The organism is Corynebacterium faecale (assembly GCF_030408735.1).
Lineage (GTDB): Bacteria > Actinomycetota > Actinomycetes > Mycobacteriales > Mycobacteriaceae > Corynebacterium > Corynebacterium faecale.
In genome coordinates this window covers 1,832,083-1,848,959 of record NZ_CP047204.1, presented here as the reverse complement: position 1 = coordinate 1,848,959, position 16,877 = coordinate 1,832,083, and the positions used below count along the sequence as shown (strand labels likewise).

Annotated in this window: 14 protein-coding genes; 9 read left to right on the top strand and 5 right to left on the bottom strand. The window is 60.1% G+C overall.

Features of this window, described 5'->3' with window-relative positions:
* Positions 1–37 precede the first annotated feature (37 nt).
* The 5 genes from CFAEC_RS08445 to CFAEC_RS08425 all read right to left on the bottom strand — a co-directional run bounded on the left by CFAEC_RS08445 (position 38) and on the right by CFAEC_RS08425 (position 6,929).
* Positions 38–1,780, bottom strand: a complete 1,743-nt coding sequence (locus CFAEC_RS08445) for a dipeptide ABC transporter ATP-binding protein (protein WP_290275935.1) — start codon at positions 1,778–1,780, stop codon at positions 38–40.
* The gene (locus CFAEC_RS08440) at positions 1,777–2,814 is read right to left on the bottom strand and encodes an ABC transporter permease (RefSeq protein WP_290275933.1); all 1,038 of its coding nucleotides are present in this window, start codon (positions 2,812–2,814) and stop codon (positions 1,777–1,779) included. Before CFAEC_RS08440 ends, CFAEC_RS08445 begins: the two co-directional genes overlap by 4 nt.
* Complete coding sequence (locus CFAEC_RS08435; RefSeq protein WP_290275931.1) at positions 2,807–3,733, bottom strand: ABC transporter permease; 927 nt, start codon at positions 3,731–3,733, stop codon at positions 2,807–2,809. Before CFAEC_RS08435 ends, CFAEC_RS08440 begins: the two co-directional genes overlap by 8 nt.
* Before the next feature lie 233 nt (positions 3,734–3,966).
* Entirely contained in the window at positions 3,967–5,574 is a 1,608-nt protein-coding gene (locus CFAEC_RS08430) for a peptide ABC transporter substrate-binding protein (protein WP_290275930.1), read from the bottom strand.
* 515 nt (positions 5,575–6,089) lie between these two features.
* Positions 6,090–6,929 carry a DUF4439 domain-containing protein gene (locus CFAEC_RS08425; protein WP_290275929.1) on the bottom strand — a complete coding sequence of 280 codons (840 nt, stop codon included), beginning with the start codon at positions 6,927–6,929 and terminating at the stop codon, positions 6,090–6,092.
* A gap of 88 nt (positions 6,930–7,017) precedes the next feature.
* On the opposite strand from CFAEC_RS08425, the gene rimP reads away from it, so the two are divergent.
* The 9 genes from rimP (at position 7,018) to CFAEC_RS08380 (ending at position 16,875) form a co-directional block, all read left to right on the top strand.
* Complete coding sequence (gene rimP, locus CFAEC_RS08420) at positions 7,018–7,566, top strand: ribosome maturation factor RimP (RefSeq protein ID WP_290275928.1); 549 nt, start codon at positions 7,018–7,020, stop codon at positions 7,564–7,566.
* Between the two features lie 27 nt (positions 7,567–7,593).
* Positions 7,594–8,592: a transcription termination factor NusA gene (gene nusA / locus CFAEC_RS08415; RefSeq protein ID WP_290275927.1), complete on the top strand. Its 999-nt coding sequence runs from the start codon at positions 7,594–7,596 to the stop codon at positions 8,590–8,592.
* Between the two features lie 334 nt (positions 8,593–8,926).
* Positions 8,927–9,181, top strand: a complete 255-nt coding sequence (locus CFAEC_RS08410; protein ID WP_435384281.1) for a YlxR family protein — start codon at positions 8,927–8,929, stop codon at positions 9,179–9,181.
* 105 nt (positions 9,182–9,286) lie between these two features.
* Positions 9,287–12,235 carry a translation initiation factor IF-2 gene (gene infB / locus CFAEC_RS08405; RefSeq protein WP_290275924.1) on the top strand — a complete coding sequence of 983 codons (2,949 nt, stop codon included), beginning with the start codon at positions 9,287–9,289 and terminating at the stop codon, positions 12,233–12,235.
* Between the two features lie 242 nt (positions 12,236–12,477).
* On the top strand, positions 12,478–12,927 hold the full coding sequence (rbfA, locus tag CFAEC_RS08400; RefSeq protein WP_290275923.1) for a 30S ribosome-binding factor RbfA: 450 nt from the start codon (positions 12,478–12,480) through the stop codon (positions 12,925–12,927).
* Positions 12,928–12,932: 5 nt separating this feature from the next.
* A complete protein-coding gene (locus CFAEC_RS08395; RefSeq protein WP_290275921.1) occupies positions 12,933–13,931 on the top strand; it encodes a DHH family phosphoesterase in 999 nt (332 codons plus the stop codon).
* Positions 13,932–13,949: 18 nt separating this feature from the next.
* A complete protein-coding gene (locus CFAEC_RS08390) occupies positions 13,950–15,320 on the top strand; it encodes an MATE family efflux transporter (RefSeq protein WP_290275919.1) in 1,371 nt (456 codons plus the stop codon).
* A gap of 102 nt (positions 15,321–15,422) precedes the next feature.
* Entirely contained in the window at positions 15,423–16,229 is an 807-nt protein-coding gene (locus tag CFAEC_RS08385; protein WP_290275918.1) for a metallophosphoesterase family protein, read from the top strand.
* Entirely contained in the window at positions 16,219–16,875 is a 657-nt protein-coding gene (locus tag CFAEC_RS08380; RefSeq protein ID WP_290275916.1) for a 4'-phosphopantetheinyl transferase family protein, read from the top strand. Before CFAEC_RS08385 ends, CFAEC_RS08380 begins: the two co-directional genes overlap by 11 nt.
* The last annotated feature ends 2 nt before the right edge of the window (positions 16,876–16,877 follow it).

The following is a 16,877-nucleotide window of genomic DNA, read 5'->3' as shown; positions in this document are numbered from 1 at the left end:
GAGCGGGTGCTGTTGCGTTATTCCTGGTTCCGGTGGGCTATTCGGTTACTCCGAGATTCTCCCCGGTACCCAGTTCAATACCCAGACCGGGCACCGAGTTGATGAGATTGCTGGTGTATTCCTGCTGGGGATTGTTGAAGATATCATCGGTGACCCCGGATTCCACCACGCGGCCCTTCTTCATCACCACCACATCATCAGCGGTCTGTCGAACCACCGCCAGGTCATGGGTGATGAACAGATAGGTCAGAGACAACTCATGCTGGAGCTCAGCCAACAGACGCAGGATCTGGTTCTGCACCAGCACATCCAAGGCGGAGACGGCCTCGTCCAGAACAATGACCTCGGGATTGAGCGCGAGGGCCCGTGCGATGGCGATGCGCTGACGCTGGCCGCCGGAAAGCTCGTTGGGGTAACGGCGCATGGCAGATCGTGGCATGGACACCATGTCCAGCAGCTCCGCGACACGCTTCTCCCGCGCCTTGCGGTCACCGCCCACTTTGTGGATCACCAGCGGTTCCTCGATGCACCGGTAAATCGAAAACATCGGATCCAGTGAGCCATAGGGGTTCTGGAACACCACCTGCAGTTTGCGGCGCATGTTGAACAGTTCCTTGCTGCGCAGCGTGGACAGATCGGTGCCGTTGTAGAGCACCTGGCCGCTGGTGGGTTCCAAGAGACTCAACACCATGTTGGCAACGGTTGACTTACCTGACCCGGATTCGCCCACCAGGGCGGTGGTGGTGCCCTTGTTAACAAAGAAGGACACGTCATCTACAGCCTTGAGTGTCTTCTTATCCCCACGGGAGCCACGGATGTTGAATTCCTTGGTCAGGTTTTTCACCTCGATCACACGTTCCTGCTTCGCCGGGTCAACTGTCGATCCCGCGGTGAGCAGCTCAGCAGTTTCCACTCCCTGTGCCTGGGCACTCTGGATTCGGGCAGAGGCCAGGGATGGGGCTGCCTTGACCAGACGCTGGGTATACGGGTGCCGTGGGTTGCGCAGGATCTGCAGTGAAGGTCCGGATTCCACGATGCGGCCCCGGTGCATGACCACGAGATGCTCGGCACGTTCGGCGGCCAGGCCCAGGTCGTGCGTGATGAACAGAACCGCGGTGCCCAGTTCCTTGGTCAAACCCTCCAGGTGGTCGAGGATCTGACGTTGGACGGTTACATCCAGCGCAGAGGTGGGCTCATCCGCGATGAGCAGTTTGGGTCGTGCTGCCAGCCCCATGCCGATGAGGGCACGTTGACGCATACCGCCGGAGAACTCATGTGGGTACTGCTTTGCGCGACGCTCTGCGTCGGGCAGACCGGCTTCCTCAAGAAGCTGGGCGACGCGTGCGTCCATCTCGGATCCGGGAACCACGTTATTTGCCCGGAGGGCTTCTTTGACCTGGGATCCGATCTTCCACACCGGGTTCAGGTTGGTCATCGGATCCTGGGGGACCAGTCCGATCTCTGAACCGCGGTACTTCTCCATCTGCTTATTCGACAGACCGGTGATGTCCTGACCATCAAAGATGATCTGTCCGGCGGTGACCTTACCCGTGCCGGGCAGGAGTCCGATGATGGACATCGCGGTGGTGGACTTTCCTGATCCGGATTCGCCCACGATAGCCACGGACTGACCGGGGTAGATGGCCAGGTTCGCGCCGCGGACTGCGTTGACCACGCCTGTGGAACTGGTGAAGGAGATCTCCAGATCACGCAGTTCCAGCAGTGGTTCATCACCGGCGTGATCAGGGGTGTTCGGGGTGATGGTACGTGGGTCGGTCATCGCTTCCTCGCCTTCGGATCAAGAGCATCGCGGACAACATCGCCCATCATGATGAAGCTCAAAACGGTCAGTGCCAGTGCCATGGCGGGATAGAACAGCACCATCGGCTGGGTACGCAGGGAGGTCTGGGCCTTGGCGATATCAGCTCCCCACGAGACGATGCTCGGCGGTAGGCCGATACCCAGGAAGGACAGGGTGGCTTCGGCCACGATGAAGGTGCCCAGTGCCACGGTGGCGTACACAATGATCGGGGCTGCGGCATTCGGCATGATGTGGGAAATCAACTGCTTCATTTTCGACGCACCGAGCGCCCGTGCGGAGGTGACAAACTCCTCGTTCTTCACTGACATGACCGCGCCACGGGTGATGCGTGCGATATTGGTCCATCCGAACAACCCGAGGACCAGGACCACCGTGATGATGGTGCGTTGTTCCTTGAACATCTGCATGACCACGATGGCGGCGAGCACCAGTGGGATGGCGAAGAACATGTCGGTAATGCGGGACAGGATGGTGTCCATCCAACCACCGAAGAAACCAGCGAGGGCGCCGAAGACAGTGCCGATCAGCAGCACCAGCAATGTGGTGAGAACACCGACGGCCACCGACGCGCGTGCACCGTAGACGGTGCGGGCGAAGATATCGCAACCCTGCCGGTCAAAACCGAAGGGGTGACCTGGCTGGGGGCCGTCCAGGGAATTGGAGAGCACACAGTACTGCGGGTCGGTGGAGGTGAACAACTGTGGCACGAGTGCCAGGGCCAGGGCCAGCAGAATGAGGGTGGAGGACACCCAGAACAAAGGGCGGCTGCGGAGGTAGCGCCAGGCCTCACCCCACATGGACGTGGGTGCGGAGTCATCTGCCACAGCATCGACTGCACCCAGACCGGTCTCATCGGTGTCAGCGATGAAGTGTTGTTGGCCTGGACGCACCAGTGCCGACTCACCCCGGCCTGATGGGAAGAACTGGGCGTTGTCGTGGGTCTGGTCGTCCTGACCGAACGCCTTATTGGTATGGAATTCGTTGTTAGGCATAGCGGATCCTCGGGTCGAGCACGGCGTAGATCAGGTCCACGACGAGGTTGGCGATGATGTAGACAATCACCAGGACGGTGACAATGGACACCACCGTGGTGGGCTCACCCTTGAGGATGGCCTGGTACAGGGTGCCGCCGACACCATTGATGCCGAAGATACCCTCCGTGACGATCGCGCCACCCATGAGCGCACCCAGGTCAGCTCCCAGAAAGGTCGCCACCGGGATCAGGGAGTTACGGAGCACATGGCGGTTCATCACGGTGAAGTTGGACAGCCCCTTGGCGCGGGCGGTGCGAACATAATCCGCCCGGAGATTTTCGCTGACGGACTGCCTGGTGAGCCGAAGGACATAGGCGAAGGAAACGGCACCCAATACGAACGCCGGCATGAGCAGGGCCCTGAAGGTCTCATTCGAACCGACGGTGACGGGGAGCAGTCCCCATTCCACACCCACCACGAACTGGAGAACGAAGCCGATGACGAAGGTCGGTACGGCGATGACCACCAGGGACAGGACGAGGACGGTGGAATCGAAGATGCCACCGCGGCGCATTCCGGCGTAAACACCGAACGCGATACCGAAGACGGACTCGAAGGCGAGGGCCATGAGGGCCAGTTTGATGGTCACTGGGAAGGCATTGGCCATGACCTCGATGACCGGCTGCCCGGAGAATGTGGTTCCGAAGTCTAGTACGAAGATGCCCTGGATGTAGAGCAGGTACTGGATGAGGAACGGTTGGTCCAGGTTGTATTCCTCCCGGATTCTCTGGGCTGCGGCCTCGGTAAGACCGCGGTCACCGCCGAGAGCCTGGACCGGGTCGCCAGGCATGAGGAAAACAAGAGCGTAGATCAGCAGGGTTGCTCCGAAGAAGACCGGAATCATCTGGAGCAATCGCCGCCCGACATAACGAAGCATGAGCGTGGGTGTCCTTGCTTGCTGTGGGTGGATGGTGGAAATGGGGTGATTGGGGCCGTGTGGTTTACCCATCCCGCCGCGCGGTGGTGGAATCCCACCTGCGGAGGGGATCGGTCAAACGACACGGACCGAGAAGGGGTGGGCGACGGCCTAAAGGCCCAGGAGGTGTTTCAAGGGTCCTGGGCCAGTGGTGCTTGAGTGATTCAAGCTCGGTCGTCGACAGCGTTCAGATCCTACTGCTTGGTGATCTGGTAGTACGCCGGCTGGGAGTTCCACATGAACTCCACATTGTCCACATTGCTGGAGTAACCGCCAACAGCGTTGGAGTACCAGGTTGGGATGGCAGGGAGATCCTGGAGGAGGATTTCCTGGGCTTCGTTGTAAGCGTTGATGGCCTGCTCCGGATCATCGGCGCCGGCAGCTTCAGCGAGCTTGGCGTCGAAATCAGGGTTGGAGTAGTCACCGTCGTTGGAACCTGCGCCGGTGCCGTAGAGAGGTCCGAGGAAGTTACCCAGGGATGGGTAGTCAGCCTGCCAGCCGGTACGGAAAGCGCCGGAGATGGTTCGGTTTGTCACGTCATCGCGGAGAGACTTGAAGTCTGGGTATGGGCTGCCGATGGCGTCAATGCCCAGGGTGTTGCGGATGGAGTTGGCTACCGCGTCGACCCAGGCCTGGTGGCCGCCGTCAGCGTTGTAGGAAAGGGTGAATTCACCACTCCATGGTGCGATCTCATCGGCCTCTGCCCACAGTTCCTGTGCGCGCTCGGGATCGTACTCGAGGACCTCGGCGCCCGCGAGGGAATCGGAGTGGCCGTCGATGACCGGGGAAGCGAAGTCGGTGGCTGGGGTACGGGTGCCCTCGAAGATGGTGTCGGTGATCTGTTCACGGTCGATTGCCAGGGACAGAGCTTGACGACGCAGTGCACCTTCTTCGCCGGAGAAGTGCTCGAGGCTCTCCGGAATGGTGAAGGACTGGAAAACTGCGGACGGCTGGTTGATGGAGCGGCCCTGCAGTTCATCCTCATAGGAGGCGAATGCGAAGTCAGGGATGGCATCCAGGACATCGAGGTTGTCGGACAGCAGGTCCGCGTATGCGGAATCGAAGGTCGGGTAGAAGACGAACTTCACACCGTCGTTCTGAGGCGCACGGCCACCGTCATAGTCCTCATTCGGAACGATGAAGGCATCCTGGTTGTGATTCCATTCTGCAAGCTTGTACGGTCCGTTGCCCACAGGGTTCTCACCGAAGGCACTCATGTCATCGAATGCTGATTCCGGCAGTGGGTAGAAAGCAGAGTAACCCAGGCGCAGGGGGAAGTCAGCCTCAGGCTGGTTCAGCTCGATGGTGAAGGTGGTGTCATCGATTACCTCGAGGCCTTCCATTTCCTCAACCCCCTCTTCATAGCCCATGATCGGCTCGAAGAAGTAGGAGGAGAGCTGAGCATTGGCGACAGCATAGTTCCAGGCGTTGACGAAGCTGTCCGCGGTGACGGGGGAGCCGTCGGTGAAGGTCTTGCCTTCCTTGAGAGTGACCCGGAAGGTCTTCTCGCCTTCGAGCTCGATCGATTCAGCGAGATCGTTTTCCACAGAGCCGTCGACGTTGTAGTAGACGAGCCCGGCGAAGATGGAGTCGACGATGCGTCCGCCGCCCACCTCGTTGGTGTTGGCGGGAACCAGCGGGTTCTGAGGTTCGGTTCCATTGACGATCACATAGTTGTCACCGCCGGATGCGGAATCACCATTTGCGCCTGCGGAGTCAGAATCGGAATCCGAGGAGCACGCTGCGAGGCTCAGTGCCAGGGCTGCTGCCGTGGTGACGGCAAGAGACTTCTTCAAAGTCATTTGGGACCTCCATGAGTATTAGGTTGATCCCATCTGTGTGATTTCAGATGGAACCCCGTGCCTGAATACTAAATGTGACTCACATCGCAACCAAACCGTTTTGAGATCCATCTCTTGTTTTGTTTTTTGTGTAAAACTAAAGGATTGAGAGATAAATCCATCTCTAGCTGCGCAATTGTGAAATTGACTGTCGTTCCCGGTAGGAATCCATTGTCTGATTTGTTATCATTTCTACCCCCGTAGGTGGGGCACATCCATAGAGATTTATCTGTACATCCCGGAAACGTTTGCGTGCCGTGGTGACCAGCCATCACGACTGACTGCGATGGCTGCTCCAACCCGTCCCCGCCGTCCCCGCCTATCTCTGCCTATCTCTGCCCGGATCTGGCAGGGAAACGATGCTCCCGATGTCCAGAATGGCCCAGGTGTTCCATCCTGTTAGTGCTGTGTGGGCCTGCCAACCGCGGGGGCTGTGTCAGTCAGCGGCACTGCGTGATGCCTCAGTTGAAGGGACCTCAGTCGAAGGGAACGGAATCTTTGGCGATGGCACCGGCGATCTGGGTGGCGAGAGACCGCCAACCAGGGTCGGTGGCGGTACCTGCTGCGTGGTGCCATTCGGCAAGGGAGTGGCTCTGAACTTCAGTGACCATGATCGCCGCGGAGTCCGGGTCAACGGCCTCTGTGAGATGGTCAAGGTCATAACCGGGCTCGGACGGGGAGGTCTCGGCGAAGGGATCAATGGTGGTGCGGAGCAGGGCCGCATACTCACGGTGACGGTCTATTGCGGCCTGGGTGACGGTCGCCAGATCCGGGGAGACATGGGGGAGCGCCACACCGAGGGCCCATGCCGCGGCATATTCTCCGGCCAGCAGGTCCTGTGCTGCTGCCAGGTCTGCGTCCGATAGCGTGACACCGTTTTGAACATCGATGCCACTAACCACCGGACCCAGGCGCGCCTGTTCAATATAGTGCTCAGTGATCAGCGGAATGGACTCCTCTGGCACTTCAGTCAACTTGTTGAGGATCCGCACCTGACTGTCCCCGATCCGGTAATCAGGGTTGCCTTCCGGGGCTGCACCGATCGTGGGAATCTCAAATGTGCACGACTCGGGCAGCTCGCCTTCGTCAGTAAACCCGCACAGGCGCTGGATTTCCGCATTGATCTCTGTGGCGTGATCCTGACGTAGTGCGGAGACGTCCGGAGCAGACTGAGCCAGCGCCTGCGCATCAAACAGTGCGTCCTGATGCATCGACACCAGCACCTCATCGGGCTTTGGTGAAGGGGTGCATGCGGCGAGGCTGCCGATGGTGAACATCCCGAGGGCGATGATGGTGAACTGCTTGGAGGCGCGCATGCGGTGAAGTCTAATAGGTGGGGCGGATCTCTCCGGAGACCACTCCGATGTCCGGGCGCGTGAGGGGGTGCAGGCTATCCTGATGGGTATGGCATTTCCCACCGTAGAAGAACTCACTGCGCTCATCACCCCGCTGGCAGCTTCCCACCACCTGGATGTGGAAGGTATCCGCGTCACTAAAGCCGGCCCCAAGTCAACCGTGGCCATTAAACTTGATTCCGATTCCCGCCCGGATCTGGATCTGCTCGAGCTGGTCAGCCAGGAGACTGGTGAGCTTTTCGACGCCGCCGAGGCCCGCGGTGAACTCAACTTCGGGGCGGGCTACCTGCTCGAGGTGTCCACGCCGGGCGTGGACACCCCGCTGACCGAACCGCGCCACTGGCGCCGTAACCGTGGCCGCCTGGTTGCCGTGGGGGAGTCCGATCCGAAGCGTATTGCCCGCATCGGCGCACTCAATGGCGAGGAAACCGCCGTCGTGCTCGTGGAACGGGACAAGAAGAAACTCACTGTGTCGGTGATGGAATTGGCTAATTCCCCTCGGGCGGTGGTAGAAATTGAGTTTGCGAAACCTGCGCAGGATGAATTGGACCTGACGGGTCTCACATTTGACGAAGCCGTGGATGAACACAACCACTAGTTCCACGGAAGCTTGAGAGGAAGATAAGTGAATATTGATGTCCAGGCTCTGAAAGCCATCGAGTCTGAAAAGGGAATCAGGGTAGCGGACCTGGTCCGTACCATCGCCGATGCGCTGCTGCATTCCTACCTGGATTACCAGGAGACTGACACACCTGAGGACTCCAGGGCCCGCGTGGACATTGATACCGCCACGGGCGCCGTGTCAGTCATTGTCACAGAATTTGATGCTGATGGCGTCATGACTTCCGAATACGATGATACGCCCTCCAACTTCGGGCGCATCTCCGCGCGTGCAGTCCGCGAGGCCATTGTCCGTCGCCTGCGTGAAGCCGAAGCGGATCGTGCATTCGTTGCCTACGCTGATTATGAAGGCACGGTCATGTCCGGCATCGTCCAGGCTGACTCCCGCGCCAGCGAGCGTGGAATCATCGTGGTCCAGCTTGGTACAGAGGCCGACAGTCAGGACGGCATTCTGCTGCCCGCGGAGCAGATTCCGGGGGAAAAGCTCAAGCACGGCGACCGCGTCAAGAGTTATGTCGTTGGCGTGGGTAAGGGGCCCGTGGGTATTCAGGTCAACCTGTCCCGCACGCACCCGGAACTGGTCCGGAAGCTCTTCGAGTTGGAGATCCCTGAGGTTGCTGATGGTTCCGTGGAGATCGTCTCCATCTCCCGTGAAGCCGGCCACCGTTCCAAGGTTGCTGTCCAGGCGACGGTGAAGAATCTTAACGCGAAGGGCGCATGCATCGGTCCTCGCGGTCAGCGTGTGTCCAACATCATGCGTGAGCTCGGTGGGGAGAAGATCGACATCATCGACTACTCCGACGACCCGGCCACTTTCGTCGGAAATGCATTGGCGCCGTCAAAGGTGGTCAAGGTGGAGATCGTGGATGCCGAGCAGCAGACCGCACGCGTCGTTGTTCCTGATTACCAGCTTTCCCTGGCCATCGGCAAGGAGGGCCAGAATGCCCGCCTCGCCGCTCGCTTGACCGGATGGAAGATCGATATCCACTCCGATATGGATTAATCATCACTTAAATCGCCCGGAACTTCGTCTGAAAATAACCTCGATGTAACCAGGGTTAAGGCGGGGTGAAAATTGGATTCTGTGACTTATCCCGTCACAGGTTCCAATTTTTGGTCTTTATAGCGTAATATTGGAAAAGGCCCACGTGCGGCCTGTGGATTCTGTTCCGATCAAACCGGAACAGACGGTAGTCAAAGTATGAGAAAGGGATTGAATGCAGCTGGCCCCCGATACCGGTGTGGACGACGTCAGAGACGTAAGTGCACCTGTTGCTGAGGCGAATGCTGTGAAGAAATCAATCCGGATCCGTACCTGTGTTGCCACGAAGAGGCAGATGAAAGATGTCGATCTCCTCCGTGTAGTTCAACATCCGGGACAACCCGGTGTGATCCTTCCTGATCCGAAGCGTCGGATGCAGGGCAGGGGAGCATGGCTGACCCCCACCATCGCCGCATTGGAGCTTGCTGAACAGCGTCGTGCCTTTGGCAGAGCGCTGAGGGTGTCCACCGTGGTGGATACAGGTCACGTACGCACGTACCTGGTGGACAATGCCACCGGACCCAACATTGTAAGGAAGACCGAACACTGATGAGCACACGATGAAGCATCAGCGATGAACGTCAATAATCACTGCTAGAGTTCACGGGTCCCGTTTTTGGGCCTTTGACCTCTGGCGGAAAACTAGAGGAGAAAAGTGCCCGGAAAGCTACGTGTACACGAGCTCGCAAAGAAGCTCGGTATTACCAGCAAGGAACTACTCACCACGCTCAAAGAGCAGGGCGAGTTCGTTAAAACCGCATCATCCACCATTGAACCCCCCGTGGTGAAGAAGATGCAGGAACATTTTGAAGCATCCGGTGCGGTCAAGCCCGCCACCGATAACAAGCCGGCCCCGGCTAAGCCAGCAGCTAAGCCAGGTGCGCCTGCTCCTAAGCCGGGTGCAGCCGCTGCGAAGCCAGCAGCTCCAGCCCCAACGCCGGATGCTGTAGCCACACCTAAGCCGGGTGCAGCCGCTGCGAAGCCTGCCCCAACCAAGCCTGTCGCGCCTGCCCCAACCCCAGCCGCTGCAGCAAAGCCAACTCCCGCAAAGCCTGCTCCCGCAAAGCCTGCGGCTCCTAAGCCGGCCACACCAGCATTCTCCGGTCCTACTCCGGGCGACGCTGCCAAGAAGGCCACTGAGGAGAAGTCTGCTGTTAAGCCAGGTGGCGAAGCGCCACGCCCGAACGCCATGCCGCGTCCGATGGCAAAGCCTGGCCCGAAGCCGGGCGCACGTGCACCACGTGTGGCAAACAACCCGTTCTCCACTGGTGGAGGAGACCGCCCGGCACCCCGTCCGGGTGGCGGCGGACCTCGCCCCGGTGGCGGCCCACGCCCACAGGGTGGTGGACCTCGCCCCGGTGGCGGTCCTCGCCCACAGGGTGGACAGCGTGATGGCCAGGAGCGTCAGGGTGGCCGTCCAGGTCAGCGCCCCGGACCAGGTGCCGGCGGTCCTCGCCCACAGGGTGGCAACGCTCAGGGTGGAGCATCCCAGGAGCGTCAGGGTGGCGGACGTCGTCCATCACCAGCGATGATGCCTCCGACCCCAGGTCAGATGCCAGCTAAGGCACCCGGTAAGGGTGGCCGTGGCGGTGGCCAGGGTGGACCAGGTGGCGGCGCAGGTGGCTTCAACCGTCCAGGTGGCGGTGGCGGCGGCGCAGGTCGCGGCGGACGTCGCGGAGGCACCGCAGGTGCATTCGGACGCCCGGGTGGCGCACCACGTCGTGGGCGCAAGTCCAAGCGTCAGAAGCGTAATGAGTACGAATCAATGCAGGCTCCGAACGTCATTGGTGGCGTTCGTCTGCCGGATGGCCGTGGCCAGACCCTGCGTCTCGCCCGTGGCGCGTCCCTGTCTGATTTCGCCGATAAGGTCGGCGCCGATGCATCAGCATTGGTTCAGGCACTGTTCAACCTGGGTGAAATGGTCACCGCAACCGCATCGGTCTCTGATGAAACCCTGATGCTGCTCGGTGATGAGATGAACTTCAAGGTTGAGGTCGTCTCCCCTGAGGATGAAGATCGCGAGCTCCTCCAGAGCTTTGATCTGCAGTTCGGTGCTGACGCCGGTGGCGAAGACGATCTGGCTAAGCGTCCTCCCGTGGTCACCGTCATGGGTCACGTTGACCACGGTAAGACCCGACTCCTGGATACGATCCGTAAGGCCAACGTCGGTTCCGACGAAGCCGGCGGCATCACCCAGGGCATCGGTGCATACCAGGTCAAGGTTGATGTCGAGGGTGCCGAGCGCACCATCACGTTCCTGGATACCCCGGGCCACGAGGCGTTCACCGCCATGCGTGCCCGTGGTGCCAAGTCCACAGACATCGCCGTCCTCGTCGTCGCAGCCGATGACGGAGTCATGCCTCAGACCGTGGAAGCCATCAACCACGCCAAGGCGGCAGACGTTCCGATCGTGGTCGCAGTGAACAAGATCGATAAGCCAGAGGCATCCCCGGACAAGATCCGTGGACAGCTGACCGAATACGGTCTGGTTCCCGAAGAATACGGTGGAGACACCATCTTCGTTGATATCTCTGCGAAGCAGGGTCTCAACATCGACGAGCTGCTGGCTTCAGTCTGCCTGACTGCAGATGCCGAGCTGGATCTCGTTGCCAACCCGGATATGGATGCACAGGGTGTTGCTATTGAAGCCCACCTTGACCGTGGCCGTGGCCCAGTTGCCACCGTCATTGTCCAGCGCGGTACCCTCCGCGTCGGTGACTCCATCGTTGCCGGTGACGCATACGGACGTGTTCGTCGCATGGTTGATGAGTACGGTCGCGATGTCGACGAGGCCGGACCATCCCGTCCGGTTCAGGTCCAGGGCCTCAATGGAGTTCCCGGTGCCGGCGACAACCTCCTTGTTGTCGAGGATGACCGTCTGGCACGCCAGATCGCAAACCAGCGTAACGCCCGTAAGCGCAATGCCATGGCTGCGCGTTCCCGCAAGCGCGTCTCCCTCGAGGATCTGGATTCGGTACTCAAGGAAACCTCGGTCCTCAACCTCATCCTCAAGGGTGACAACGCAGGTTCCGTGGAAGCTCTTGAAGAAGCGCTGCTCAAGATCGAGATGGAAGATGAAGTTGAGCTCAACATCATCGACCGTGGCGTGGGTGCTGTGACCCAGACCAACGTCACCCTTGCGGCTGCGTCTGACGCTGTGATCATTGCCTTCAACGTCCGTGCTGAAGGTAAGGCCACAGAGGAAGCCAACACTGAAGGTGTGGATGTTCGTTACTACACCATCATCTACCGCGCCATCGAAGAGGTGGAGGCTGCTCTCAAGGGCATGCTCAAGCCGATCTACGAAGAGCGCGAAGTTGGTAAGGCCGAGATCCGTGCGATCTTCAAGGCTTCTGCCGTCGGCCTCATCGCAGGTTGCATGGTGGAAGAGGGCAAGGTGCGCCGCAATGCGACCGCCCGCATCATTCGCGATGGCAACGTGGTCGCTCCGAACGCAAAGATCGTCTCCCTGCGTCGCGAGAAGGACGATGCCACCGAGGTCTCAGCAGGCTACGAGTGCGGTATGGTTCTGTCCTACCCGGACATCGCAGTCGGCGATAAGATCGAGGTCTTCGAAATGGTCGAGGTTCCACGCGAAGCGTAAATCCTTCGTGTAAACCCTTAAAGTCCGCTTCCCTCCGGTACACCACCGGAGGGAAGCGGACTTTGGTCTTTCCCCTCATCACGCCGCTTGATCGACACGATCGTGAGCTGGTGGTGGCGGGATACTGTGGAGATCGGCACGAAACGGGTGTTTTCCGTGGCTGGATACAAAAACCGAAGCTTGACAGGGTAGAATCTTCGGAGAATCAGTACAACTGTAGTTTAAAGAGGGAGTGGTCCTACATGGCGGACAACGCACGCGCGGCACGGATGGCAAAGCGCATTCAGACCATCGTGGCCAGCGCAATTGAGCGCGAGATCAAGGACCGTCGTCTTGAGTTCATCACCGTCACCGATGTCACCATGACCGGTGACCTCCACGACGCCACCATCTTCTACACCGTCCGTGGTGAAAACGTCGGCGATGAACCGGACGTGGATGCCGCAGCAGAAGCACTCCACCGCGCCCGTGGCCAGCTCCGCAAGATCGTCGGTGAGCAGCTCGGTGTCCGCTTCACCCCGACCCTGAGCTACCGCGTGGACACCGTTCCGGAGGCATCGGCACACATGGAGGCTCTCCTCGAGCGGGCACGTCAGCGCGATGCTGAACTGGCCAAGCTGAAAGAGAATGCAGTGCCAGCTGGAGACCCTAATCCGTACCGCACGGATTCAGTTAAAGAGGATGAGGCATAACGCCAGTGACATCACATCCTGAATTCCGTGCAGCATCGGAATTGGTGTCGGCAGCTCACACCATCAACGTGGTGGGGCACCTGCGACCTGATGCCGATGCCATCGGAAGCATCAGTGCCACCGTGGAGGCTCTGAGGCAGTTGGGGAAGACGGCGCAGGGTTTCATCGGGCAGGTTGAGTCCATGCCTGCCAATCTGTTGTCCATTCCCGGTGCCGCTGACATCATCTTCTCCTCTGATCTGCCGGATTCTGACCTGATCATCGTCGTTGACTGTGGTTCGCAGGAACGAACCGGCGACTTCGAGGACACGATCGTGTCCAGGCGTTCCTCCACCATCGTGGTAGATCACCATGCCACGAACCCGGGTTTTGGCCGGGTCAATCTTATTGATACCGAGGCTGAATCCACCACCACGATCCTGTTCGCCTGGTTGGAGCACCTGGGTGTGCGCACTACCCAATCCATCGCACATGGTCTTTATGCCGGTCTCCTCACCGACACCGGGTGTTTCCGGTGGGGACGTCCAGAGATGCACATCATGGCCAAGGAGCTCATGGAGTTCGGTCTTGATATCCGTCAGATCTCTGCGGAACTGATTGATAAGACCTCCCTGGAGGATCTCCGCCTGGTTGGTCAGATCATGTCCAAGATCGAGACGCACAGCGCCGGGCCCTACCGGTTAGCGGTGTTGGTGGCGGACCACGCGACCATCAACGGTCACTCCAAGGCTGCGGTGGAGGGACTCATCGAGACCGTCCGTGCGGTGGACGGGGCTGACTTCGGCGCGGTGTTCAAGGAGTATGAACCGGGAGTGTTCACCGTTTCGCTCAGATCATCCAAGTTGAGTGTGGGATCCCTTGCGGTCCACCTCGGCGGGGGCGGACATGTTCCAGCCGCCGGTTATACCGCCCGTGGCACCGAGCTCGAAGCACTGGACACCCTCATCACCGCCGCGGTGGAGCTCGGGGAAACCCTCAACTGCTCCTCCGTGGTCAGCAACTAGGGCGGCGGAGTCCCACCCATGTCGTCCGACCCCCTCATACCGAGGAAGGCCAGCTCCGAAGCGGAGTCCCACGAGGCAGACCGCAGGGATTTGAGCCAGGTCACCGCCCGGCAGATCTTCGCCCTGGCGCTGCCCGCCCTCGGTGTGCTGGCTGCGATGCCCCTGTATCTGCTTCTCGATACCGCCGTGGTCGGCCGTCTGGGTGGTTTTGAGCTTGCTGCGCTCGGTGCCGCTGTCACCATCCAATCCCAGGTCACCACCCAACTCACCTTTCTGTCCTACGGCACCACAGCGCGGTCTTCCAGGCTCTTCGGAGCGGGGGATCGCCGTGGGGCCATAGCCGAGGGGGTGCAGGCCACCTGGGTCGCGGTGTTTGTCGGGACCGGGATTGCTCTGACCATGATCATTTTTGCACCGTGGTTCACGTTGTGGCTTTCCGGAAACCGGGAGGTGGCGGATGCCGCCGCGGAATGGTTGCGCGCGGCAGCCCTCGCCGTGCCACTCGTGCTCATCATCATGGCGGGCAACGGGTGGCTGCGTGGAATTCAGAACACCAGATTGCCCCTGTACTTCACACTGGCGGGTGTGGTGCCCGGCGCCATTCTCATTCCCGTGATGGTCAACCGCTACGGCCTGGTGGGATCTGCCTATGCCAATGTGATCGCGGAGGGCATCACGGCTGCTTTGTTCCTCCTCGCCCTGGCCAAATACCACAAGGGTCCCTGGCGACCCCGGTGGAGCATTATCCGGCGACAGTTATCTCTGGGGCGGGACCTGATCATGAGGTCGCTGAGTTTCCAGGTGGCGTTCCTGTCTGCAGCGGCGGTCGCGGCACGGTTCGGAACCGCATCGCTGGCTGCCCACCAGGTGATGTTGCAGCTGTGGAATTTCATCACCCTGGTTCTGGACTCCCTGGCGATCGCCGCCCAGACCCTGACCGGGGCAGCTCTGGGCGCAGGGTCTGCACAACTCGCCCGCAAGGTGGGCAACCGGGTGATCATCTATTCCATGGTGTTCGCCGGCGGCCTGGGATTGTTCTTCGCCGCGCTGTACCAGGTGATCCCCAGGATCTTCACCCGGGATGAGGTTGTTCTGGAGGCGATCGCTGATCCCTGGTGGGTCATGATAGTGATGATCATTCTCGGTGGGGTGGTCTTCGCCATCGACGGAGTGCTGCTGGGGGCGTCGGACGCGGTCTTTTTGCGTAATGCCTCCATCCTGGCGGTGCTTCTCGGTTTCCTGCCGGGGGTGTGGATCTCCTACCTGCTCGACGGTGGTCTCACAGGGGTCTGGTTGGGCCTCCTGGCTTTCATCGCTATCCGTTTGTTTGCGGTGGTGTGGCGGTTCAGCTCCATGCGCTGGGCCCGGGCAGGCGCCACGGTATCCTGATGGGTGTTCCGCCACGGACTGTGAACGTCTTCGCGTAAACTGTCACAACTAGACCGAGGGCCGGTGTTGACACCGGAGGACTGACGGAAGGTAGAGGTGGACGTGACCACAACGCTCTGGGCGGTCGCAGACCTCCATGCGGCGGTGAAGGCCAACGCAGATCCCATAGAGAACATCCAGCCGAGGGACCCCTCGGACTGGTTGATTGTCGCCGGAGATGTAGCCGAACGCACCGAGCTGGTGTTGTCTGTTCTGGCCCGGCTCCGCAAGCGGTTTGCCAAGGTCATTTGGGTTCCGGGAAACCATGAGTTGTTCTCCCGGTCCCAGGATCGTTATCAGGGCAGGGACAAATACACCGAGTTGGTGGAGGGGTGCCGCAGGATTGATGTGCTGACCCCTGAGGATCCCTACTTAACCTTCGGCGGAGTCACCATCGTCCCGTTGTTCACGCTCTATGACTATTCCTTCCGCCGTCCCGGGTTCACTGTGGAACAGGCGGTGCAGGCTGCCCGTGACAGACAGGTCATGATGACCGATGAGTTTTCCATCGCCCCCTTCGTGGATATCCGTGCCTGGTGCTGGGACCGGTTGGCCTATTCGATCAAACGTCTGTCCAAGATCAACGGCCCGACCATCCTCATCAACCACTGGCCGCTGGTGGTGGAACCCACCCAGCAGATGAGGTGGCAGGAACTGGCATTGTGGTGCGGAACCAGGCATACCCGGGGATGGGCTGAGCGGTACAACGCCCAGGCGGTGGTGTACGGGCACCTGCATATTCCGGGGGTGCAGAAGATCAACGGTGTCAAACACATCGAGGTGTCCCTGGGTTATCCGAGGGAATGGGAACAGTGGGGGACAGGCCATGTGTGGCCCTACCCGGTGATGGAGGTGGATCATGCTGGATGACTCCCTGTTCCCCAGTTCCGCTAAGTTCTCCTTCCTCAGAACCGAGGATAAAGGCACCAACCTGGATAATTTCCACAAGCTGCATCCACTGGAGAAGGCCTTGGTGGCTCATTCGGTGGATATCCGCAAGGCGGAATTCGGCGATGCCCGTTGGTGCGCGCACCAGGCATTGCGTGAACTCGGCCGGGACAGCGGTGATCCGATACTGCGCGGTGAGCGCGGGATGCCATTGTGGCCGTCGTCGGTGTCTGGGTCCCTGACCCACACTGACGGTTTCCGGGCAGCTGTGGTGGCTCCCCGTCTGCTCGTGCGGTCCATGGGCCTGGACGCTGAACCTGCGGAACCACTACCCAGGGATGTCCTGGGTTCCATCGCGCGGGTGGGGGAGATGCCTCAACTGGCGCGGCTGGAGGCCAACGGGGTCCATTGCGCTGACCGGCTGTTGTTCTGTGCGAAGGAAGCCACCTACAAGGCATGGTTCCCGCTGACACACCGCTGGTTGGGTTTCGAACAGGCTGAGATCGATCTCCGCGATGACGGCACCTTCGTCTCCTACCTGTTGGTGCGGCCAACACCGGTGCCGTTCATTTCAGGCAAATGGGTGTTGCGGGACGGTTATGTCATCGCGGCCACCGCAGTTACCTGAAG